Source organism: Litorivicinus lipolyticus (assembly GCF_009650135.1).
GTDB classification, from domain to species: Bacteria; Pseudomonadota; Gammaproteobacteria; order Pseudomonadales; family Litorivicinaceae; genus Litorivicinus; species Litorivicinus lipolyticus.
Map to the genome: position 1 here is coordinate 1,224,400 of NZ_CP045871.1, position 22,837 is coordinate 1,247,236.

At 53.9% G+C, this 22,837-nt stretch carries 15 protein-coding genes and 1 tRNA gene; 14 read left to right on the forward strand and 2 right to left on the reverse strand.

Annotated features, from left to right (window positions below; genetic code table 11):
* Positions 1–327 precede the first annotated feature (327 nt).
* From GH975_RS06195 to GH975_RS06210, 4 genes are all read left to right on the forward strand, one after another.
* A complete protein-coding gene (locus GH975_RS06195) occupies positions 328–840 on the forward strand; it encodes a hypothetical protein (protein WP_153713690.1) in 513 nt (170 codons plus the stop codon).
* Between the two features lie 342 nt (positions 841–1,182).
* Positions 1,183–2,427 (forward strand): serine hydrolase family protein, encoded by a 1,245-nt coding sequence (locus tag GH975_RS06200; protein WP_153713691.1) that lies wholly within the window; start codon positions 1,183–1,185, stop codon positions 2,425–2,427.
* A 170-nt stretch (positions 2,428–2,597) separates the two neighbouring features.
* Positions 2,598–2,954, forward strand: coding sequence for a hypothetical protein (locus GH975_RS06205; RefSeq protein WP_153713692.1), 357 nt, complete (start codon positions 2,598–2,600; stop codon positions 2,952–2,954).
* A 330-nt stretch (positions 2,955–3,284) separates the two neighbouring features.
* Positions 3,285–3,941, forward strand: a complete 657-nt coding sequence (locus GH975_RS06210; RefSeq protein WP_153713693.1) for a rhodanese-like domain-containing protein — start codon at positions 3,285–3,287, stop codon at positions 3,939–3,941.
* Between the two features lie 50 nt (positions 3,942–3,991).
* On the opposite strand, the gene flgM is transcribed toward GH975_RS06210, so the two are convergent.
* Positions 3,992–4,405 carry a flagellar biosynthesis anti-sigma factor FlgM gene (gene flgM, locus GH975_RS06215; RefSeq protein WP_272482777.1) on the reverse strand — a complete coding sequence of 138 codons (414 nt, stop codon included), beginning with the start codon at positions 4,403–4,405 and terminating at the stop codon, positions 3,992–3,994.
* 503 nt (positions 4,406–4,908) lie between these two features.
* Between flgM and GH975_RS06220 the strand changes: the two genes are divergently transcribed.
* The 7 genes from GH975_RS06220 to GH975_RS06250 all read left to right on the forward strand — a co-directional run bounded on the left by GH975_RS06220 (position 4,909) and on the right by GH975_RS06250 (position 13,050).
* The gene (locus tag GH975_RS06220; protein WP_153713695.1) at positions 4,909–6,573 is read left to right on the forward strand and encodes a hypothetical protein; all 1,665 of its coding nucleotides are present in this window, start codon (positions 4,909–4,911) and stop codon (positions 6,571–6,573) included.
* A gap of 237 nt (positions 6,574–6,810) precedes the next feature.
* Entirely contained in the window at positions 6,811–7,323 is a 513-nt protein-coding gene (locus tag GH975_RS06225) for a hypothetical protein (protein ID WP_153713696.1), read from the forward strand.
* Between the two features lie 11 nt (positions 7,324–7,334).
* Positions 7,335–8,471, forward strand: a complete 1,137-nt coding sequence (locus GH975_RS06230; protein ID WP_153713697.1) for a hypothetical protein — start codon at positions 7,335–7,337, stop codon at positions 8,469–8,471.
* 8 nt (positions 8,472–8,479) lie between these two features.
* The gene (locus GH975_RS06235) at positions 8,480–9,718 is read left to right on the forward strand and encodes a hypothetical protein (RefSeq protein WP_153713698.1); all 1,239 of its coding nucleotides are present in this window, start codon (positions 8,480–8,482) and stop codon (positions 9,716–9,718) included.
* Positions 9,678–11,201 (forward strand): hypothetical protein, encoded by a 1,524-nt coding sequence (locus GH975_RS06240; protein ID WP_153713699.1) that lies wholly within the window; start codon positions 9,678–9,680, stop codon positions 11,199–11,201. The genes GH975_RS06235 and GH975_RS06240 overlap by 41 nt, the downstream gene beginning before the upstream one ends.
* Before the next feature lie 54 nt (positions 11,202–11,255).
* Positions 11,256–12,500, forward strand: coding sequence for a hypothetical protein (locus GH975_RS06245; protein WP_170272570.1), 1,245 nt, complete (start codon positions 11,256–11,258; stop codon positions 12,498–12,500).
* 459 nt (positions 12,501–12,959) lie between these two features.
* Positions 12,960–13,050 (forward strand) — tRNA-Arg (locus tag GH975_RS06250).
* A gap of 88 nt (positions 13,051–13,138) precedes the next feature.
* On the opposite strand, the gene GH975_RS06255 is transcribed toward GH975_RS06250, so the two are convergent.
* Complete coding sequence (locus GH975_RS06255) at positions 13,139–14,410, reverse strand: O-acetylhomoserine aminocarboxypropyltransferase/cysteine synthase family protein (RefSeq protein ID WP_153713701.1); 1,272 nt, start codon at positions 14,408–14,410, stop codon at positions 13,139–13,141.
* Positions 14,411–14,684: 274 nt separating this feature from the next.
* Between GH975_RS06255 and GH975_RS06260 the strand changes: the two genes are divergently transcribed.
* From GH975_RS06260 to GH975_RS06270, 3 genes are all read left to right on the forward strand, one after another.
* Entirely contained in the window at positions 14,685–15,410 is a 726-nt protein-coding gene (locus GH975_RS06260) for an OmpA family protein (protein ID WP_153713702.1), read from the forward strand.
* A gap of 264 nt (positions 15,411–15,674) precedes the next feature.
* Positions 15,675–20,702 (forward strand): MG2 domain-containing protein, encoded by a 5,028-nt coding sequence (locus GH975_RS06265; protein WP_153713703.1) that lies wholly within the window; start codon positions 15,675–15,677, stop codon positions 20,700–20,702.
* Positions 20,692–22,680 (forward strand): transglycosylase domain-containing protein, encoded by a 1,989-nt coding sequence (locus tag GH975_RS06270; RefSeq protein ID WP_153713704.1) that lies wholly within the window; start codon positions 20,692–20,694, stop codon positions 22,678–22,680. The genes GH975_RS06265 and GH975_RS06270 overlap by 11 nt, the downstream gene beginning before the upstream one ends.
* Positions 22,681–22,837 lie beyond the last annotated feature (157 nt).

A 22,837-nucleotide genomic window follows, 5' to 3' on the forward strand; every position in this document is an offset into this window, starting at 1 on the left:
GAAAATCCAATACCCAGCCCAGCAAATTACTCGCCTTCGCTGACATCACCTCGTTTCACTGCTGTTTGTGCTCAACTCAATGTCTTGGTTTGAGGCGAACGTAATCTAATTGTCGGGCCACCAAGAGACGAATAGGCCAACCAAATCGGTCGAACAACGATCCGGCGTGGTAACGACAGGAATAACGCCCCGGTGGAGTCTTGCACTCGCAATCCTAGATTTCCATGTCACTTTTGAATCATTCTGTCATAAGGATAGGCGAAGCTGGCTGTGGAAAGCCGTTTCGGACGCGAGGACTTTCAATATCAGTAACGGCAGTCAAACATCATGAAAAAACTAGTTTGGGTGATCTTTTTAGCGCCCTGGGTACAGGCACAGGCCGACATTTGCGACGAACTGGCGGCGCTACAGGCGGACCCAATGCGCACAGCCCCGGCGGTCGCGTTTGAACGATTGCAGGCGGAACGGGTGATCAAGGCTTGCACCGACTCCATTGACGCCGCGATTGAGCCTCAGGGTCGCTATCTGATTCAGCGGGGCCGGGGTTACCTGAAGGCCGATCAATTTGATTTGGCTTGGGCCGATTGGAATGCGGCGCGCGCGTTGTCGTATCCGGTGGCGGACTTCGTTCTAGCCAGCGCGTACTTGATTGCAGATAACTTGGCGCAGGACCTGACGATGGCCCGAAGTCACTATGTCACGGCCTATGAGAGCGGGGTGGGTTGGAGCGCGCAAGGATTGGCCATGATCTACGAGAACCCCCGCTGTGAATGCTTTGACTTAGATACCGCAGAGCGATGGCGAACTCGTTTCCAAGCTTTTATGGGCGATGACAAGTAGTAGAGCTTATCGAGGAACAAGCGCCTCGGAGCGACCCCGTTTAGGCTTCACCCACAGCGCGTTCGCCGCCACTGGCCGATCGGCTGTCTATTTAACACAACAGAAGCCGAACCTTTGCCAAATGGAGCGAGTGTCAGGCTGATCTACACTTTGCTAAAGTGAAAAAAAGTAGGTAGTAAGCGAGTTCCGGTGAGCGAACGAATCGACATTAATCGTGATGGGCAAATTATTGTCTGTCCGAGATGTAAAGCCTGAAGTGGGGCTTGCTAGCTATGAGTCAACATAGAGGTTTCGGATTTTAACCTGCAAACAGAACCGAACCATGCCACCGCCATTCAGGCCATGGATGAAAATCCGGATATTGCCCTAGATAACCTGACCCCGTGGAATTTTATGAAATTCATTCTTTTAGGGATAATCTCGATGGCCCTAGTTGGCTGCCAAAGCGGACCCGCAGGCCAGGCGGTCACCAACTATGGGAATGGGGTGGAAATCCCTGAATCTGCTCGACCAAATGAAGCGACTAAGCAAGCCTACATACTGCGACAAGCATCATGGTTTGGGGATCAAATTCGCCGCGGTAGAGTCTATATAGTAAGGCCAGCAGGAAACGCCGTTCCTTTTAATACGGAACCTAATACTCCGAGTAAAAAGCTAGAGAAGGAGTTTCAGGTCGGCTCACTGATTAGTTACCTCTACTACGATGATGGCGTTGTGCGATACGACGGCACCCCAGCGGCGGGCCGCTTCAAGCGAAGTCCTGACAACGATACCTATTTCTTTACGCACTCAACCGGCAAGAGCATTACCTCTTACATCTTGGGTCATGCGATCTGCATGGGCCATATCGAGTCCATAAATGAGCCCGTCGACTGGCCGCAACTCAGTGCAACGCTGTATCAAGGCCAGCCAGTTATAGATCTCTTAAATATGTCAGCCGGTGACGCCCACCTTGTTGATGACGCTGCGACCCGCTGGAAAGGGCACCCGACCCACCACCGGTCGATTCCCCTTTACCAGGTTGCCAAAATACTAGACGGGACCGAAAAACGTGGGACCGGTGTCTTCTATAACAACACGCTAACGGACCTTATCGCGGGTTATATCGAACTGAAAGCCGGTGATGAATACGATGTCTTGATGGAGCATGTATTCCAAGACAAAGCTAAAATCGAGAAACCAGTTTATTACGAACGACAGTCCCGAGCGTCCTACTCATATTTCATTACGCGGATGGATCTGTTGCGCATTGCCGTCGCCATGATGAATGACTATCAGGCTGGGAATTGTGTTGGTCAGTACCTTCAAGATCTTCAGTCCCAAGAAAAAATATGGCCAAAATATGGGACGTCTGGAAAGAGATCCGTGAATTTAATGAACCATTCCAGGCACTACGGCGGGCAGTTTTATTGGTCTTTTGATGGCATGCGAAATAGGAACATCTTAGGTGCTGATGGATTGAACGGGCAGAACATACTGATTGATCTCGACAATTCGCGAATCGTGGCAACTCACGCCATATCGTCTGGCTGGGATACTGGAGGGCTCATGGTCAAGGTCATCAAGAAAGGTAAACTACCAAATTAAAAGTTACCCTATACAAGATGGGCCAGCTTAATCGCGTTTTTGCCAAGTGTCTGGGTTTAACCCCCGGTAATTGGTGCCCCGACCGTCGTCACACCCTGCGTGATTACTTTGATCGACGCGCCTGACTCGTTGTAGATTGCCGACTGATTGATCGCCGGATAGCAAACACCATGACCCAACCCTTACCCCTGATCAGACGCGTGGTCGTGCTCAGCACACTCGCCATGGCCGCCGACACTCGGGCAGCGGCCCCAACGGATTACAGTTTCATTACCGGCGCTGACCTGCGCGACGCGTTGTCTCAGCAATCGATGGTGCTAAGCGGCTACTTGTTGGGCGTAGCGGACGCGCTGAAACACAGCGCGGACCCTGCACGTTGTTTCGTTATCCCAAACGCCGCGGACGCTGATGTGCGTTTACACACGGCGTATCTGGACCACTGGGACCCCAGTCAAACGCCGCCGGACGATGCGGTTCAAGCAATCACCGAAGCCTTTTCAGCGCATTTTCCTTGTGCGCCGCAGTAACGGCGTAAGACCAATGACGGACTGATCATTATTACAAAAAAGGCATAAGGTTATGTCCCTGAGTAATTAAGACGATCCGGAGGTCTGTGATGACTCGCCAAATCCAGAGTGCGGCACTCGCACTCGTTGTGGCAATTTTTTCGTTTTCTCCCGCGTCCTGGGCTGATCAGCATTCGTCCGAGGCGACCACGGTCTGTGCAGATGGCACGCCATGCGCAGTAGAGGATGAAGAACCCACCGACGAAGACTTGGAAGAGTCTTGTGACGATCAGGTTTTCTAATCTCTCGCCGGGTTTACCCAACGCGATAACAACAAAAAAGGAAAGACAGATGACTAAGAACCAATTCATGGCGGGTGCTGCTTTAGCACTGACAATGTTGGCGCCGCAAATCGCAACTGCTGAAAACAAGCCGGTCGGCATCACGTCGTCGATGGCCGAAGCCACTGTGATGCACAACGGCAAAGAGGTCACCATTACACGTGACCAAAACAACGAAGCAGTCGTGATCGATGCGTTTTCAAAAACATCACGTCCGTGCCCGCCGTTCTGTATTCAACCCATCAGCCTCGCACCGGGTGTCGAAACGATCGCCGAACCTGAAATGATTGATTACCTGGTCCAGATGTCCGCCGGCGATGATTCCATCATGGTGATCGACTCACGGACACCTAACTGGGTTGAGCGCGGCACCATTCCGGGCGCCAAGAACTTGCCGTGGACTGATTTGAGCACTGCTCGTGGTGCGGACCCGCTGTCAATCGGCGATATCTTGACCGAAGAGTTTGGCGCGGAAGAGTTTGACGGGCTTTGGAAGTTCAATAACGCTAAAACACTGGTCATGTTCTGCAATGGCATGTGGTGTGGTCAGTCACCGACTAACATCAAATCGCTGCTGAACTTTGGCTACCCAGCCCATAAGATCAAATGGTATCGCGGTGGGATGCAGAACTGGGCAAACCTGGGACTTACAACGGTTAAGCCCTAAGTTACCTAAACAGGTCGGCATTGCGCCGGCCTTTTTTTTGGGGCCCCGTACTAGGCTTCACCCAGTGCGCGTCCACCGCCACTGGCGGACGTCTTGCCTTTGTCGCCGTATAGACGTTGGCCTTCGCCACCGGAAATCACCGTTTTAATGGCATCGGCCTTTTGTTTCAGACGCTGCAACACTTGGGCGTTGCCCTGATTCAAATTCTGGCAGCGCTCAATAGCTGCTTCGGCGTCCGCCGCGGCCTGATCGATTTGTTCCGCAAGGACGGGCGCAAGACTGCCCAGCATGGCCGATGCAACTTTATTGGCGTCCACGGTGAAGCTGCCATTGGCGATGGATGCTCGAATCGCATCCACACGCGCCTGATCAACCTCACTGGTCGCCGCGGCCCGTTCCTGCACTGCCTGCATTTTTTGGGCTTCGCTCCTCAGCGTAACTGAATCGTTTGATTGCGGTGCCACCCGGCAGAGCCTTAGAAGAGCCTCGTTGTCTTAGAGGAGCCACGTTGCAGTTCAAATTCCGGGATGACCGGCATGCACAAATGCTACACGCCGAAGACTTTTAGGGCTTAAGCCATTGATCTGTAATGCAAAATTCATAGATCACTTTCCTCCTAAGGGGAAGGCCTGTGGCTCGAATCCACATGGGGGCGCCAAAACATCAATCGTTGGTTGTTCGGTTATTACGACTGGAATTGGTCATACATGGGTGACGGCGGAATAACCACTACCGCAGCCGCAGCCGCAGCCGACGAAAAATCTAAAATGGTGTCCGGATTTTTTTGACCCCTATAACCAGCTAGAACTTTGAACCAGACTACGTTAACTTTTATTGCAACTAGCGGCCAAGTTAGATTTCTAAGTTGTCATGGGTACTCTCAGAAGCGCAGAAACGCATGGCTTCCTACCTCCATCAACCCCCACGACTGGCGTTAAAGAATCAGATTACTGAGAATGGATAGGATATGAAAACAATTACAAAAGCTTTATTTGTCGCTGGACTGGTTGGGGCGGCGGCGGTTGGTGCCGATCCTGGGCAAAATGTTGTTTACCAAGCGCAAAGTATGCACGCAGCAGACGCTGAACGCCTCTCATCTCCAGTCGTTCCCGCCAAACAAGCACTTACGAATTTTCTGCGTGAGCAAGGTATTCGCCAAGGCAGCACTACTGAAGGCGACAACGTTACGATCATCAACATCCAATCCGCCCGGACAAACGTTGCGTCATACAGCGCGGACTTTATGGATTTACGCGATTCCCTTGCTGTAGAAGCTCAATTGATGGCAAAAGCCAACATTATTGAATCGATTTCGTCAGATGCCAAAGCACTTCGTTCAGTTGTGAAATTTTCAAATCCGGTCATGAAACAGATAGCGCAAAAGGAAAATATTTACAGACAGGCTATCGCGGCGCAGAGAAGGCAAGCTGAGCAAGCCCAAAAAGATGTAGCGTTATTACTGGAAGGCGTTGATCGCTCGCAAGCGGATCTGATTAGAGGGGCAACGTTCTCGGATAAGTTGATGTCGTTGCTCGACGCCGGAATTAAAAAGCTCGATGACAGCTATGATCCATCAACAATTGATGAAGCAAAACAGAAGAAATTAGAAGATTTAAAACAACGCTTAAAGTTAGCGCGACAGGCGGAAAAAGACGCCGTGGCCGCAAAGAACGAAATAGAGGCCAAAGAAGCAGAGCTTGTCGACAATAAGAAAAAAGAAGTGTCGTCGCGTATGGCACTCGCCGCAAACATGCCGCTTTTCGGGGCTACCGTGATCGCGTCGGCCGATAGTTACGATGAGCTTAAGGGCGGTGTACTTGAAGTGGCTGTCGCAATGGTTTGGAGTACCCGACTCGAGGATGATGCGAAAAAGGTATTCAATCGCCAAGGTAATGGCGAACCTCGACCTACCAAGTTGTCTTTGAACGAATGGCTCGACTCGCAGGATCTCGCAATAATGGTCGGCCCTCGCCGCTATTTAGCCTCCGATGGCTCCATAAACTTTTTAGGAATATCTGCAGTTGAGATGCCATTTGATGATGCCGAGTATTCAGCCGCTGTGATCGAGGCCGAGCTGTTTGCCAAACAGGGGGCGGTTCTGTCCATGCTGTCCGAAGTGACCTCTGATAAGGCTGCACAAAAAACTCGCGTAGACCGAAAAGTTGACGGAAAAGTTGCTCCCGAAGTCTATAAAAATATTGCCATTGAAATGAAAGCGACAGTCGAGGCCAACGTAAATGGATTAGAAATAATTCGTACCGTGGATACCGTACATCCGGCGACGGGCAAGGAAATTATCGTCGCAGTGGCGAATCTCAATAGCGCGCTAGCTCACAAATCCGAAAGCATCATGGCTGAAACATACGCTTTACTGAAGGAGTTTAATGCCGACCAGAGCGTGAAAGTTGGTGTTAAAGCTGGCATGGAAGCCGCTGCAGAAACAACTCGAAACAATGAACAACTCATCCAGCAAGGGCGTAACTCGGGGACTAGTGCAGTTAACGAAAAATACGAAGACTCTACTCGCCCAACCACACAAACCCAGTCTGCAACAAAGTCTGGGGCAGTGGCAGATGGATCAGGGACAGCTGGCACCTTTATCAACAAGGGAACCTTAGAGCGTGATTTCTAGCCGCAGTTAGTTGCAAGAGGCGGGCATTGCGGGGAGTGAGTTGAAACTGACTCATAAGCGGATGGTTCCTTATGGTCCGGACGTCGAAAAATTGTCGAGCCTGCCTTTCTTTGGCGCTGGAGCGGCGAGTTTTCCTCAAAAAGTCGGAGGCCTCTCGAAACGAGGACTCTTGGAAATGTTTGTCGCACGCGTCAGAGGTTTTTAGAAGGCTGATGCGGCATCGAGGAGTCGATTTATATGAACTGGATTCGCGACAAGCACTTTCGGATTTTAGCTGTCTTAGGTCTGACTTTCTTATCCGGTTGTAAAGCCGATTCTTCGGCCGGTGCGCAAATGCCAAAAGTGGTAAAAGCAGCCTCTTGTCAATCAACAGACAAGAAATCTTCCGATTTTTGGGATTGTGAAGAGAGCAAAAAATTAAGGTTCAATATCTTTCTTGATCCAGAAGGTTTATCGATCAAATTGCGGGATGGTGAATTTTACTTGTCGAGGGACTTAGGGCATTTGGACGACCCGGATTTTCAAGATTTGCTCATTGTTAGCGACTCGCTCCCGTATTTAGTGGGGCTGGTGTGTAGCGACAGCCTAGAGGCAGATAAAATTAAGACCCTCAATGAGATTTATGCTGACTCAAGCGCCTATGAAATGAACGTTCGGATGAGGCGCTCAATCAATGAAGACCCGAACGTATACGAGTGGCGAGTAGAGGCAGAAAATGTCTACAGCTCATTAAATAAATATTGTTTATAAGGTTAAATCAAATGCAAAACTTACTCATAAAACGTGTTTGCGTATTGATCGCTTCGTTATATTTATTGGGATTCGGGTCTGTGGCATCCGCGCAAGAATACAAGTTTGCTTACAGCATCCCCTATAAACCAGCTCTTTTCTCAAAAAAGCCTAAACCTGAAGATTTGCAGGCAGCTATCGATAATGCAGCGTCGGAGGTATGGAGCCAGTTTCTCCTGTCAGTTCCTCAGGCTGAACTAATTCAGTATGACGAGCCGTCAAACAAGCAAAAAATTGAAGCAAGGTTTGACGAGTTGGTGACGATTTCTGCTGGGCCACAAGTGCGTGTGGATGAGAAGAAGAAAATAATACAAGTTGGGGGGCGGGGAATCGTAAACGTCACCCTCTTGCGTGTAATTGTTGGCGGAGATACGCGCTCAAATCCAGTGACCTCTGAAATAGCGATTGGATTTTTAGTACTTCCACGATTGCAACAGTCGGTAACCAGCTTTGATGCTGAACGAGAGAAAGTGACCTCGAGCACAGGGCGGCAAATGAGCGAGAATGTGCTCAGTGAGGAAGTTTCCGGAAGTGCCTCTGGCGTTACAGAGCGCACGGTCGAAGGAGCTAAAACTGCGACTGAGAGTGTGGAGCGGACTTCGGGTTCTAGTACGCGTGTTTCCCAGGAAGCTGAGTACCGGGTCGGAAATGTCGTGCAGGTTACGGGAGCCTTAAGTGAAGCGTTCAATAACGCTGGTTTTGACGCGTATGACTATTCTGACATCGCAGCAAATTGTGGCGGGCCCTCTTCGGACGTGGTTATGTCTGCGATTCTCGAACGTGCTTCGGGAGATCTGCCTGGAGCCATGAGAAAAGGTGTGTTTGATGCGACGCGTGATGACGGTTGTTTAGCTGGAGAGTTCTTTGTTCTAGGAACGATAGATATTGATAGTATCGAATTAAAGCAGGGCATCGTGCATGCCAGCGCAATTGTAAACGTTCAAATATTCGATTTGTCGAGAAGAATTCCCAAGCGAGTCGCATCGATAGATTCAGTTCGACGTGATGGTGAGGGGACAACCGAAGATAAGGCAGTTTCAAACGCTATATCAAAAGCTACAGGGCTCGCTGGGGCAGAGATAGTTAGCGCGTTCGCTAACCGTTTATAGGTGACAAGATGACTAGTAAAGTAAGTAAATTAGTCGCCGCTTGTTGGTACGTATTTTTCCTATCCCTGACTGCAAATTACGCTTCAGCTCAAAAGTTGGAGGTAATAACTGTAACAGGCAAAGGGTCCTCGATAGAGCGTTCTGAAGCAGTCTCCCGTGCGTTAATTGAAGCGGTTGGGAAGGTAAATCCGACCGCAGTTTCCGCACTTGATCAAGTCGCAAAACGATCTAGAAAAAAAACATCAAAGGTTAATGGCGTAGCCCTAACTGAGTCAGAAAGGGTTTCTGAAATTGACAGGGATTTTTCGCAAGCTACAAAAGGCGTTGTTAAATCGTGGGGGATTGTCTCTGAGAGTATTAACGCTAAAAGCTTGGTCGAAGTTATTGTGTCGGCTGAGATATATCGGCTGGTAGATTCGGCTCAACTTAGTCGTAAACGGGTTAGTGTGATTGCAGCGGAAATATTTGACTCTGAACTCAATAACATATTGTCATCTGCAGTTAGTGAAGGCCTTATCAAAAGTCGAAAGTTTGCTGTTATCCAAGATAATAATCGATCAGAAATTAAAAACTTTATCGACAACATCAAGATTAACGGTCGTATAGAAGATCTTGCTCGACTGCAGGGTACTGCAGCTCCGGAATTGGTGATACTTGTCGGACTAAACGAGCTTGCTGAAAGCCAAAATCGCTTGCGAGGCCGGATTTCGATCGATGTGATTGAGTACAGCACAGGCCAGATCAAATATCAGAATAGCCTACCGATATTTCTAAAGGTTGGGGACTTAGCGAGTACGCAGCGTCGTTTGCAGGTGATGGGGTCAGAGCTGAGTAAACAGCTTATTTCTCACATCTATCCACCTCTTGTTGTTGGGTGGAACGGAGAGCTCATGACGTTGGGTCTAGGTGACGGTTTCTTTGCTTCGGGAGATGTCGTTCAGGTCCATGAGAGCTTAGGTGGTTTGCGCGACCCATATACGGGCGAATTTCTTGAGGAGAACCTCAAACCGCTTTGCGAGGCTGTCGTGAGAACGGTGACGTCGCGTGTAGCCCTGGCGAGTCCGCGAGGACGATGCGGACCTCCCTTTTTGAGCGGATCGCTCGAATTAATAAATCAGCTTGAAACGAGTTTTTTTGTTGTGACAAGGGTTGACTATGGGTCAGCAGGGCCTGCTGAGAACTCTTTTAGGAATACACGACCCAAGAATGAATCTAGTGATTTTAATGGCCTTTTTAAAACAGATTAATGGTGAAATTATGATGCGAAAGACTTCAGCAAGCTTACTAATAACGGCGCTTTTAAGCTCGGCGAGCGTTTCTGCTTTTGATCTGAAAGGTCTAAAAGATCTGGGTGAGAAATTAAAAAAACTTGCACCCGAGCAACCTGCGACTAATGAGGTGACTACCACTGCAAAGTCTGCTACCGCTAAGAATACGTTCGGTTCCAGTTCCAGTTCCAGTTCGGAGAGAAGTTCTAACTCAGGTGCTTTGGGATTCTGTGAAAGCGAGGATAGCGTATTCGGTTTGACCAATTATACGCCTATGAGTCTATCCGGGCGTCCTGAATCGATTGTTTCCGAGTATTTCAACATCGATCCGGGCTTGGCGGAACTTCAAATTAGGGAGCAGCTGTTCGCTCAAGAGATTCGTCCAGTTATTGGAGTTACTTTTCCAAAGGTAATAACTGACGGAGGAATATGGAGTGGTGAGGCCCGCTCTAGGGGGGTCGAGCTAATGATGGATCCATCTTTGACTAAGCTCGCGCAAGTAATCGAGGCCTCAAAGCAGGAACCGGAAGGCTGGGGCGCTGTAGATATCCAGATACCCGAATCTAAGCTGGTGATGGCGCTAGTTGCAATTCAATTGGAACCATTACTCAAAGATAAAGCATTACCAGGTAGGCTTTTAAAGGCCGCCAGAGAACCTGGAAAGTACGGAAGTGCTGTATCAATCAAATCTCGCCTAGCGCTTGCGATGTCGGCGCGTTGGGAGTTGATTCAAAATAATAACCAGCAGCGATTCGACAACTACATCGTTCAATCTGGGGATAACCAGGCACAAAAGCTTGGTAGTAGTTCGTCAGCCACCGGACGCTCATGTGAGTTGTGCTTTGATACGATCGACTGGGCTGCTAACGGCGGCATTCCCAATTGGAGGCTTGCTTCCCAAGTGGAGCAGGCGAAGCAGATGCGAGCTCAAATGTTTGGCGACCAACCGCCTTACAATCCTGCTAATTGGGTGGTTAACGTGTCCTCCTTGCGAGCCCAAGCTCAAGAACTGAATAAAAATACTTCAGCCAGTTTCGTGTCAGCGAAAGCCCAGTCGCGCTCTGAGGCTAAGGGTGCAGAGGCCGCTCGCATATCACAAGAGGGGCAGAATACGTTCGGCGGAGTACCCGACCCTGAATTAGATCAGGCAATCAGCATTATGCGGATACAAACACCACAATATATGGATGCGGCGAAGAAAGATGCGCTAGCTAAGGCTCTTAAAGACCGGGTAACGCTTATTAATGACATTCAGACTATGCACATCGGGCTAATGGGTGCTGCGTTTTCTGGTCAATACTCCTATGTTGATATTGGTGAAAAAGCCAAGGCTTTAAATAGTCTGACTCGTTCAGCTTGCTTGGTGGCATTTGCCGAAAGTCGAGCGGCAGCGGCATCAGACGTGACCTTGCCCGACCCCAATGATATCAGCGAAGAAGAGTCTTTCCTTCGTGGCGGTTAAGAGGGCCTAAATATGAAGAGGCGTCAGATTCTCAGGTTCCCGGCTGGCTTAGCAATGATTCCATTAGGGTCGTTAATTGCGCCGTTTAGCCACGCCAACCTTGGCTCAAGACCTGTGGTTTGGGGCGGCAGTGGCTTTAACGTACCAAGCAACGAAATCGATCTAAGACTTCAGCGGGTCAACCGGTCATTAGAATCTGATGGTCAAAAGGGATGGAGACTCTGGACCGATGCGCTCTTCACTAATCTGGAAGCAGGATTCAACGGACTGATTACCAATGGTCCGGGAATGAAGATTGCGTATGAGTCAGATCCCGGTTTGATCTTTTCTTTAGGGTTCGATTACGAGAACTTTTTGAGGATTGATGTACTTCCTGGCGAGCTCCCGGGGGAAGATTCAGACGGTAATCGCGACATATCGTTTTACTACTTATTTTCTTCAATTAGGGTGTACTCGTTAGTATTGCCAAGGCAGAGGAAAGGCCAGATCAACTTGGTTTATAGCCAGCCGGTAAAAGCGTTTAACAGGGGCATGCTTCGGACTAGTCGTGATTCTGAAAATAGGTTCGTTTTAGAAACGCTGATGGGTAGCGAAGGATTTTCCACTTTATCGAAGTTCCAGAAGCTAGTTAGTGGAATGGCTGTTGATGAAAGCTTCTTTGAGCCTCGCCATTTAAGAGTTCGATCGGCAACTGTAGCCCCCAGGGCGTTGGACACGTTGTTTTCATTAAAGCTGGATGAAGCCTTCGATTCGAATTTCTTTGCCTCAATGATTGGTGTGTCAGCGAATAATTCGTTCGATGCCAGTGTCCTTCCATTCGTCATGACTGACTACTTAAGTTCTACTTTGCGGTCTCGGTTCGACAAAGAGCCTGAGATTGGAGCAATCTTTAATGATATGGATGACGATGTTGCTTCGTTTTATGTTGATTTTTCGATCAATAAAGTAATGCGTAGAGTCAGTTCTGAAAACGCGTCTAAACAACAAATCGCTCGAGGCCTGTCGATGGATATTTCTTTTATTGATGCAATCGATGGATTTGTGGTGTTTAAGACGACTTTAGTCAGGGTCGAAAAGCGTGAGCAGGTTAAAGGAGCTAGAGAAGAGAGTTGGTATCGCTCAAATGATTCTCTTTATTTCTATTATGTGGTCGAAAAGATGATTGGTGACTTTTTTGAAGGAGTAAAAAATTTAGATCAGAATTTGCTTAGCAATGCCGGGGTGAGGCCGCAAGATGCAACTCGTTCCGATTTAGAGACGTTGCAGTCCGTACTTCACTCTTGTCGTTATGGTGCGTGAAGTACACTAATTAGCGGTTTAGTCAGGCTGGTTGATTAGTGGATTTTTAGAATTGGAATGCAGAGTTATTGGTCTGTACTGATCAACAAAATTCAGACAGCGTTTTAGGTTTTTCTTCAGCCAACGCTAGTGCTCTGCCTTTGTTGGCCGTGTGTGGCCGTTTCCAGTGGTAATGACCGAACAGATAATTGTTGGTGTCCTGACGTACAACCTCGATATATTCATATCGAAGTGGCAGAACATTCGCTTTTGAGGCTTCGGAATAGGCGCCGCTTCATTGGAGCGTTATCCGTGTAGTTCTCGCGCCGGCTCATGCTTTGAACCGTTCGGCATCGCCACAAGATGTTTCTAAGCTGGGACTAAGCATATTGGATTCCATGGTTCGAGGGAAACATTACCTATGAGTCGGCTTGGGTCAAATTTTTTAAATTCACAAATAATGCACAGGTATACATAAGAGCCTCCAACTCATTGATCTGTAATGCAAAATCCACAGATCACTATCCTCCTAAGGGGAAGGCCTGTGGTTCGAATCCACATGGGGGCGCCAAAATAAAGGGCAGTCGTGCAACTGAATGTCTGCCTGCTTACAAAATCGCAGACAGACAGTCCATCAAGTGGATTCCAGTGACACTCTCTTACACTGCGTTAAGGGCCTGCTCCAGATCAGCTAAAAGATCATCAATATGTTCGATACCCACCGACAACCGCACCATATCGTGAGTCACGCCCGCCGACGCTAGTTCCTCGTCGTTCAACTGTCGGTGCGTTGTCTCGGCAGGAATTGACGCCAATGATTTGCTGTCACCGATGTTAACGAGGCGAAGGAAAACCTGAAGCGCATCATAGAACTTACGCGTTGCGTCGCGCCCGCCGCCGACGCCGAAACTCAGCACCCCCGACGCCTTGCCTGCCATGTATTTTTGAGCCAAGGCATGATCTTGGTGCGAAGGTAGGCCTGCGTATTTGACCCAACTTACACTCGAATGCCGCTCTAAGAACTCGGCAATTTTCTGGGTGTTTTCGCAGATGCGCTCCATCCGCAAAGCCAGTGTCTCGAGGCCTTGAAGCAAGAGGAAAACATTCATGGGGGAGATGGCCGCCCCTGTGTTCCGAAGCGGTACAACCCGTGTCCTACCGATAAAGGCCGCAGGGCCAAAGGCTTCGGTATACACAACGCCGTGATACGAAACGTCGGGTGTATTCAGAAGCGGGAATCGTTCGGCGTGATCAGCCCAAGGGAAGTTTCCAGAATCGACGATAACGCCGCCTATCGAATTACCATGGCCACCAATGTACTTGGTCGCCGCCGTGACAATGATGTCCGCGCCTTGTTCGATGGGGCGCCATAAAGCCGGGCTGGGAACCGTGTTGTCCACAATCAAAGGGATACCATGTTTGTGCGCCACCGCGGCAAGCGCCTCGATATCAGAGACTCGACCGGACGGGTTACCCACCGACTCGCAAAATAAAGCTTTTGTGTTCGCATCAATCTTTGACGCGATCGCTTGGATGTCGTTGGTAGCAACGAATCGCACATCGATACCCTGACGGGGCAGGGTATGGGCGAATAAATTGTAAGTGCCACCGTATAAATCGCTGGCTGAAATAATGTTGTCGCCGACCTGGGCGATGGTCTGAATGGCGTAGGTAATTGCCGCCATACCGGATGCGACCGCCAAGCCTGCGATACCGCCTTCGAGGGCGGCAACCCGTTGTTCAAAGACATCCGTGGTCGGATTCATGATTCGGGTATAGATGTTACCGGGCACCTTAAGGTCGAAAAGGTCGGCGCCGTGCTGAGCATCATCAAAGGCAAAGGATGTTGTCTGGTAGATTGGCACGGCGGCTGACTTTGTTGTCGGGTCAATGGTGTAGCCGGCATGCAAGGCTTGAGTTTCTAATTTCATCTTTTATTTTCCTTAAACTGGGTGGTGAGAGTCTCGCACTCGAAATGGCAGATGCCTACGTCATTTTTAGATAATTCGGTCATAAGGTTAGGCTGATGAACTTTGTAGTGGTTCACCCAAGCCCCCCACCCAACTAGCCCGCAACACGCACTGTTTCCAAACGCTTTACCACAACCAACGCCCTCCATCACTTCTCCACTGTTTGTCCGCTTTCTCTCCCATCTTGGTGATCTAGATCCTTATTTAATGGCTCCACTTAAAAAAGGAGCTCGACATGAACTATCCACAGACCCTAACCACCGCAGCAGCAGTTGCACTCGTCCTTGGCTTTACCCAGAACGCTTTGGCGTCCGAATCCGCCGACCGATTACCCCAACACACGGGTGTCGGCGCCGGTGCCGTGATCGGTGCGCTACTGGGTGGCCCCGTTGGTTTGGTCGCCGGTGCCACCTTTGGCAACTTTATCGGCGTTGACCGCATCAAAGACAACGAATTGCAGACATCGGAATCGGCCCTCACCAAGACCCTGGGTGAATTGGCGGTTGCCAACCAAACCTTGGCACAACAGCGCGACCTGGTCGCCGAGTTAAAAGCCGAAGCGGGCGCCAAAGATGCCCAGGTTTTGGCGCTGCGCTCGCTGGTCACCGACATGCCCGTGGCCGTGCGCTTCGAGTCCAATTCGGCGGCGATCGCCGATACCTATACACCCACGTTGGATGCGCTGGCCAAAGCCGGCAAGGCCGTCGACGGTCTCAATGTGGCGGTAGTGGGGCACGCGGATCCGACTGGATCGGACAGCACCAATCAGGCACTCAGTGAAACCCGGGCCGCGGTAGTCGCCAGTGATTTGATCGCGCGCGGCATGAATGGCGAATCCGTGACCTGGATTGGGCTGGGTGAAACCGTCCCCACCGGACATGCGCAGCACGATCGCCGCGCTGAATTGCGTTTGAGCTTCGAGGTGCCGGTGCATGAAGGACTTCATTCTGCTCAGCAATAACGGCGTGCGGCGCCCTGTGGTGCCCTTTGATATCCAAAGCGTTCGCATAGTGCGTGCGCATTGGACCGATCAGGGGTTTGCGCTGGAAGTTCAGCGCGAAGTGCCAGGGCGCCACGCTCGACACCCTGCTAGGTCCGCGCGCTGACGGCGCGGCTTTAGGCCACTGTGACACTGCCGGTGGCCTCTTTTTTTCACGTAGGGACTGCGGTGCCCAATTGCCTGGACTTCGAGTAACGACGTTCCGATATTCACAGAGAGAAACCTATGCGCCACTTCCTTAGCTTAAGCCTATGGCTACTCAGCACTGCCGCGGCGGCTCAGCCATCGTTCAGCTGTGCCGGCACCGTTAACATGCCGGACCAAATGATCTGTGACAGCGTGACCTTGTCGGCGCTGGACAACGCGTTGGCCGAGGCCTACGCCGATGCCACGCGCAACACCGCCGAATTAATCGAACTGCGTAAACGGCAACGCGCGTGGGTCGTCGAACGCAACAACTGTCGCACCGACCCGTGTTTGGCGCAGTCCTATCAAGCCCGTATCAGCGCGGTGACTGCCTTGACGCGGCCGCTTGAAAATAGCGAATACAGCGCCGGGCGTGGCAAGGCCGAAGTCCGCTATGAATTGAAAAAAGCCATCGATCCGGCGGCCGCTTTGGGGCCCTTTGTGCGTGTTACCGACACGGCCGGGCGCGACGTCGAGCATGGCATTTTGTTGAAGGACCGAACCCTGACCATCACTGGGTTGGAGCCGTCCACCGACTACGACATCCGATTTCGAAAGGGGCTGCCGCTGAGTGCCGGCGCACTTAAAGCGGATCAAGTGGTACGCGCGAACACGCCGGCGCTGCGACCGGGCCTGCAGCTGGTCAACGGCCGTGGTGTCGTCACCTTGCCGGCGGGCAAGTCGCCTGTGGTTCAGTACCGGGCGACCGGGCGCGAGGCTTTGCATGTGCGGGTGTCGGGCATTTTGCCTGCGGTCGCCATTCGCGCGTTACAGTCCGGCGGGCTGGACCGGCTCGGCTACACGTCACGGGCGGATGAAAAATTATTGCACCAGCAAATCATCCAGCTAACGCCAGATCGCTATGGCCAAGCCGAGGGTTCGATTGCGCTGGGCTCGATGGGCCTGCCGGCGGGCACGGCGACCTTGATTGAAGTGTCATCGTGTCGCGACACGGCCTGTGATCGCCGCTATGACCGTGAATCGATCACGGTGGTGCCATCGGCCATGGCCCTATCGGCCGCGCGGGCCGGCGATGCGATTTGGGTGTCGATCCGTGACTACACAACCGCACAGCTGATACGAAGCGGCAGCGTGACCTTGTATGCGCGCAACTCAGAAGCCTTAGGTCGCTTCCCGATCGAGCAAGACGGCTACGCACGTATTCCCAGTGCGTTACTGGACGGTACAAACGGTCAGCGTCCGTCGCTGCTGGCGGCCGAGCATTCCCAGGGCCACAGCTACCTATCGCTACTGGATGCGCCATTGTCGCTAAGCCAACTGCCGGTTCAGGGCGCCCAATCCAGTGTATTAGGCAGTGCCTATTTGCGTACCGAGCGCGGTGTCTATCGCCCCAGCGAGTCGGTTCACTTTTCAGGCATTGCCCGGGCCACCGACCAACAGCCGTTGGCATCGACCGGCCTGCTGCTTGAAGTCGTGCGCCCCGATGGCAAGCGTATCGATCGCCGTCCCGTCCAAAGTGATCACAATGGACTGGTCACGGCCTCGCTCCAGCTCGGTGCCATTGCCAAGCGCGGCACGTACCGGGCGGTGCTAAAACGCGGCGAATCGGTCATCGGGCGCACCCGCTTTCAGGTTCAGGACTTTGTCCCCGAAACCATGGAGGTGGCGATCCATGATGTTCCGGTGGCGATCAGTCCGGCCGACACGCTGACGGTCAACACCCAAAGCGATTACTTGTTTGGTGCGCCGGGCAGTCACCGGCCGATTACGCTGACGTTGCGCCAACAGCCCGATCGGAGGGCGTTCGCCGCGTTTGACGGGTTTGTGTTTGGCGGGTTGGATGATCAAAACGATCGCATGGCGCTGCTGGATTCGACCACGCTGACCACGGCCCAGGGCGGTGAGGCCCGCTTTAGCTTTGCGCCGGCCGTGCTGTCAGCCATGGCCGGCGCGGCGGTACCGCAGCGGCTGTCGCTAACTGCCGAGCTGGAAGAGCTGTCAGGACGTATTACGCGCCAGGCCACATCGACCCTTGTCGCCACACAGCCGCGCTGGGTGGGTGTAAAGCCCGTGGACGGTGCGCGCTGGTATGCCACCAACAGCCAACCCCAATACAGCGTGATGGTCGCCGACAGTTTCACCGGCCAGGCCCATGACGGTGGTGTGCGTTGGCGGTTGATTAAAGAGGACTGGGATTACTACTGGTACACCCAAAATGGTGACTGGAATTACTCCGTCACCTATCAGGACGTCGGCATACGCGACAGCGGAACCGTCATGGTCGAAAACGGGCTTGGCACCTTGACGCTGCCGCCATTGGCGTATGGCCGCTACAAACTCGAGTTAATGCCCTCGGTCGGTCAGCCGACCCAGACCCGTTTGCAAGTAGGGTGGTGGAGCACCTCGGGTGCCAATGCCGCGATCCCCGACACCCTCGACATGGCGGTCTCGAACCCGACACCGGCGGCGGGTCAGGCCGTGACGGTGACCTTGGAAGCACCCTTTAATGGCCGCGCCGAAATCATGGTTGTGGGCGAGGGTGTTCATCAAACCTTGGACGTGGCGCTGGTGGATCGTAAAGCTGAAATCAGCGTGACACCGCCGGAGTCCGCCGATCAGGTCTATATCTTGGCCAAGGCCTACCGTGCCGGACAACCCGATGCCCCCGGGCCATCCCGTGCCGTGGGCGCGGCTCACCTAACGATTGAGCCGGAGCGGTTTTTGCAGGCGACCCGGCTAACGCTGCCCGACCTTGTCCGGCCCAACACCCGCGTCCAGATCGAAGTTGACGCGCCCGGTTCCCGTGATGGCGCCACGGTGGTGGCGACCCTGGTCGATGTCGGGATTTTGAACCTGACCGGCCATGCCAAGGCCGCACCGCATGATTGGTTTACGCGTAAACGTGCACTGGATGCGACGCTGTATGACGGCTACGGCTTGGTCGCCCGGATGCTGTCTGACTTTGGCGGGCAAACGCTGACCATTGGCGGTGACGAGGGTGGTGAAGCCGATGCACAGGCCACTTTCTTTGAAACCATCGCACGCCAAAGCAACCCGGTCCGGGTCAAAAACGGCAAGGCGCTGATCGGTGTGGATATCGGCCAGCTTAACGGCCGGGTGCGGGTCGATGTTATGGGCAGCGATGGCGCGCGATCGCTTCAAGCCAGCGGTGACATTACCGTGCGTGACCCGGTGGCGGTGACCTCGTCGGTGCCGCGAACCCTGGCCCACGGTGACCAGTTTATCGCCAGTGCCGGGCTGACGCTGACCGAAGGCGACGCCCAACGCGCGAAACTGACGTGGCGCACCGAAGGGCCCTTTAGCATCCAACGCCCCCTGGCCACCGTTGACTTCCAAGGTGCCGGGCAAACGCAAACGGTGCGCACGCCGGTCGCGGTGACGGCTAACGGCGCGGGGCGTATTGCACTGGACGTTGAGCTTGCGGACGGCGAGGTGTTGTCGTACGCCTGGCCGGTAACGGCGCGGGCACCTGGATCGATTATTACGCTGCGCGAACGCTTTGAGTTACCCGCTAACGGATCCAAATCGCTGCCAATGTCGATGCTGGAATCGCTCGAAGATGGCACCGCGTCGGTATCGGTCTCACGGGTGCCAATGCCGGATGCGTCGTCGCTGCTGGCGAGCCTGAGCCGCTACCCCTATGGCTGCTTGGAACAAACGGTGTCGAAGGCCATACCGCTGGCGTTGATGGACGCGGCCACGGCCGAATCCGTGGGCTTTGCACAGGCGCAGCGACAGTTGGCGCGCAGTTACCGGCGGCTGGCGGATCTGCAGCAACCGTCCGGCTTGTTTAACCTGTGGTCTTGGCGCGGCGACAGCGAACGCTGGCTCAGCCTGTACGCACTGGATTTCCTGCGCCTGCCGATACCCGACCGGGTGTTTGACAGCGCCGAGTTTGACTCACTGGAGCGCCTGCGCGTGAACATGATCGACGCCATGCGGCCGAACTTGAACAACCTGGCGCGCGCGTCCGATACCGATGTCAAAGCCTACGCGCTGATGCACCTAGCCGAGTCGGGCCAGCCGGACGTGGGTGAGATGCGTTATTTGCTGCAACAGGCCTCGGACCTATCACCGACCGCATTGGCGCAACTGGGTTACGGTTTTGCGGTGACGGGGGACGACGCGCGGGCGCGGGCGGCATTACGGGCCGCGACCCAGTCGAATACCACGGCGTATCGCTATTCCAGTTACCGCTCGCCGCTGCGAGCCCGTGCCGCGACCGCCTATTACGCGATCAAAGCCGAACAAGCGGCCCTTAGCCGCGATGCGATTGGCCTGATGGACCGTTCGTTTAGCGACGAGCGCCGGCTCAGCACCCAGGAAAAGGCCTGGGTGTATCGCGCGGTCAATGCAGCGGCGGTACTTGGTGGTGCGAATGACGCCGACTGGTCCTTGAGCGGTGATGCGCACCCCAATGTGATCCCGATCGACGACGTAAAGCGCGTGATCGAAAGCCGGATCGATACACCGCTGTACGTGACCTTTGCGGCCACCGGTGCCCGGGCCGATGCGCCTGCGCCGGATGCGTTGCGCCGGGCGATTGGCTGGTTGACCGATACGCCGGCCGCGGTCCGCACCGAGCGCACTCTGTATCGCTACGATGCCCAGTTCAACCCGTTGCCGCTGGCGACTGAGTCGCAACATATCGAGGTTAACCAGGGGGATCTGATCATGAGTGTGGTGACCACGCGCACCGAGGGTGTGCAGGTTGATGGCGAATGGCTGGTCGAGGAAAAAGCACCGGGCGGGTTGGAAGTCGAGAACCCGAATCTGGGCGGTTTAGATGCCATCGGGCTTTTGGAATCCATGGGCGAGGACACGCGCCAATACGACGAGGGCAACGCGGTCTACTTGGATGATCGCTATACGCGGGTGACCGAGATTACCCGGTTCCAAAAACGCTCGGATGCACTGACGCTAGCCAGCAATCCGCCAAAGTCCGGTTGGTTGCGGACGCTGTCGTTGTGGCGCGCGGTGACGCCGGGTGTGTACCGCTACCCGGGGGCGGCGGTGGAGAACATGCTAAACCCGAGCCTGAACGCGCAATCGCCGTCACTGACCTTGACCGTCCGTGCGCGCTAGCCTGAAGGCATGGTGGGGCGCCTGGCTGGGGGTCCTGGTGCTGGTCACGGGCCTGACTGGCGAGTGGCTCATTCACGCCTCGGCCCTGCCACTAACCGCGCTGGGTCAGCAAAGCCTGGTGTTAGCGACGGCGGAGGGTCATTGGCTGCACGTGCGGGTATCCGAGGATCGGTATCGGTTAGCGCCCCAGGGCAGGATCAGCCAGACCTACATCGATTTGTTGCTGGCCTACGAGGACCGCAGGTTTTGGACCCATGGTGGCGTTGATGCGGTCGCAATTGTGCGCGCGGCGACAAATAACTTGGCCCATGGCGGCATTGTGTCAGGGGCATCGACGCTGTCGATGCAGGTCAGCCGGTTGCTGCGGCCGCATGCGCGGACGTTGGCAGGTAAAGCCAGCCAAGCGCTCGGTGCTCTGTGGTTGGAGCGTCATTTTTCCAAGCAGGACATTTTGAATGCGTATTTCACCTTGGCGCCGTTTGGCGCAAACGTGGAGGGCATCGAGATGGCCAGCCGGTATTGGTTTAACAAAGCCCCGCGTGATCTGAGCCATGCCGAATCAGCGTTGTTGGTGGCGCTGCCACAGAGCCCGGCCCGGCACCGCCCGGACACACATCCGGTGCAGGCGAGGGCGGCGCGGGACCGTGTGCTGCGCAAGGGCTTTGAGAGCGGACTGCTGAGTTACCAGGCCTATCAAGACGCTATCCTGAGTCCGCTGCCAAGCCAGCCACACCGGTTTGCGCAGGGCAACCATCACCTGGCGGATCGCGCCCAGATGGCGGGGCATAGTGGGCGGGTGACGACGACGATCCAATCCGCGTTACAGGATCAGGTCAGCCAATTATCCCAGCGTTGGTGGCTGCCCGAGCGCGAGAACCTGTCGGTGTTGGTCGTTGGCCGCGACGGGGCCTTGCTGGCCCACGCCGGCTCCACGGGATATTTTGATAGCCAGCGCAAAGGCGCGATCGATTTTTCTCAGCGCTTTCGCTCACCCGGCTCGACGTTAAAGCCGCTGATATACGCCATGGCCGAAACGGCGGGGGTGCTGCGTTATGAGGAAGTCTACGTGGATGCGCCGCATGATTTTGGCGGCTACAGCCCGGTGAACTTTGATCGCTCCAACAAAGGCGCACAAACCTTTGGCAAGGCATTGGCGCAATCGCACAACCGGGCGGCGGTCGAGGCCTTGGACCGGTTATCGCCAGCCGCCTTCATGGCGCGGGTGCGCCAGGCGGGCATTGATGTCGAGGGTGAAACCAACTTGTCGGCGGCGGTTGGTGGCATCGGGGTGTCATTGCAATCCGTGGCGGGCCTGTATATCGCGTTTTTAAATGGGGGCGAGGCCAGGCGCGTTACTTGGGTCGCACGCGACCAGGCTGCGCCGGGTCAATCCATCATCGATGAACCATCCGCCGCCCGAACTAACTTCCATTTGCGCCAGGCCGCGTTGCCGGCGAATGTCCCACGTCGAGGCGTCCTAAATAATTTCGGATTAAAAACCGGAACAGGTCCGCGTGGCAGCGACACCTTAGCGATCGCCTACACCGATCATTTCGTGGTGGCGGTGTGGGTGGGCAGCCCAGACAACGACCCACGCCCGCACAGCACAGGGCTGGCATCGGCCGCCCCCTTGGCGCTTGAGGTGCTTGGGCTTTTGCCCGAGTCGGCCGCCCCCTATTCGGTGGCGACGGGGCCACCGATCCCGCGACACGACTCGGGTCGCCCATCAATACACCTGGCCTTCCCAGCGGACGGAACCGAGTTGGCGTTTCCACCCGGTGAACGGCGCATTACGCCTGTGATTGTCGGGGCGACGTATCCGGTCACGGTGGTGCTGAATGATCGATATGTGCAGACATTGGACAAACCCGGTGATGCGGTTGAGTTTCCAAGTGCTGGGTTCTGGGCGCTGGCGTATACGGATGCTGAGTCAAGTCAGTTGGCCGGGAAAGTTAGGGTGTGGTCGACCCACGATTGAGTCGATCGGTTTGACGTAACAAAGCCTTACGGCGAAGCCAACTGCACAAATTACGCACACGGCGCCGGTTATCCATGCCAAGACATGAAGTGATATAGGTACCGCTGCGGCCAATCGGACTGCCTGTGGTTCGAATCCACATCGGGGCGCCATACTG

Coding starts and splice junctions, on each gene's coding strand:
- GH975_RS06235 (WP_153713698.1), top strand. CDS start 8,480: ATGACTAGTAAAGTAAGTAAATTAGTCGCCGCTTGTTGGTACGTATTT.
- GH975_RS06265 (WP_153713703.1), top strand. CDS start 15,675: ATGCGCCACTTCCTTAGCTTAAGCCTATGGCTACTCAGCACTGCCGCG.
- GH975_RS06225 (WP_153713696.1), top strand. CDS start 6,811: ATGAACTGGATTCGCGACAAGCACTTTCGGATTTTAGCTGTCTTAGGT.
- GH975_RS06230 (WP_153713697.1), top strand. CDS start 7,335: ATGCAAAACTTACTCATAAAACGTGTTTGCGTATTGATCGCTTCGTTA.
- GH975_RS06245 (WP_170272570.1), top strand. CDS start 11,256: ATGATTCCATTAGGGTCGTTAATTGCGCCGTTTAGCCACGCCAACCTT.
- GH975_RS06220 (WP_153713695.1), top strand. CDS start 4,909: ATGAAAACAATTACAAAAGCTTTATTTGTCGCTGGACTGGTTGGGGCG.
- GH975_RS06200 (WP_153713691.1), top strand. CDS start 1,183: ATGGATGAAAATCCGGATATTGCCCTAGATAACCTGACCCCGTGGAAT.
- GH975_RS06260 (WP_153713702.1), top strand. CDS start 14,685: ATGAACTATCCACAGACCCTAACCACCGCAGCAGCAGTTGCACTCGTC.
- GH975_RS06205 (WP_153713692.1), top strand. CDS start 2,598: ATGACCCAACCCTTACCCCTGATCAGACGCGTGGTCGTGCTCAGCACA.
- GH975_RS06210 (WP_153713693.1), top strand. CDS start 3,285: ATGACTAAGAACCAATTCATGGCGGGTGCTGCTTTAGCACTGACAATG.
- GH975_RS06240 (WP_153713699.1), top strand. CDS start 9,678: ATGAATCTAGTGATTTTAATGGCCTTTTTAAAACAGATTAATGGTGAA.
- GH975_RS06195 (WP_153713690.1), top strand. CDS start 328: ATGAAAAAACTAGTTTGGGTGATCTTTTTAGCGCCCTGGGTACAGGCA.
- GH975_RS06255 (WP_153713701.1), bottom strand. CDS start 14,410: ATGAAATTAGAAACTCAAGCCTTGCATGCCGGCTACACCATTGACCCG.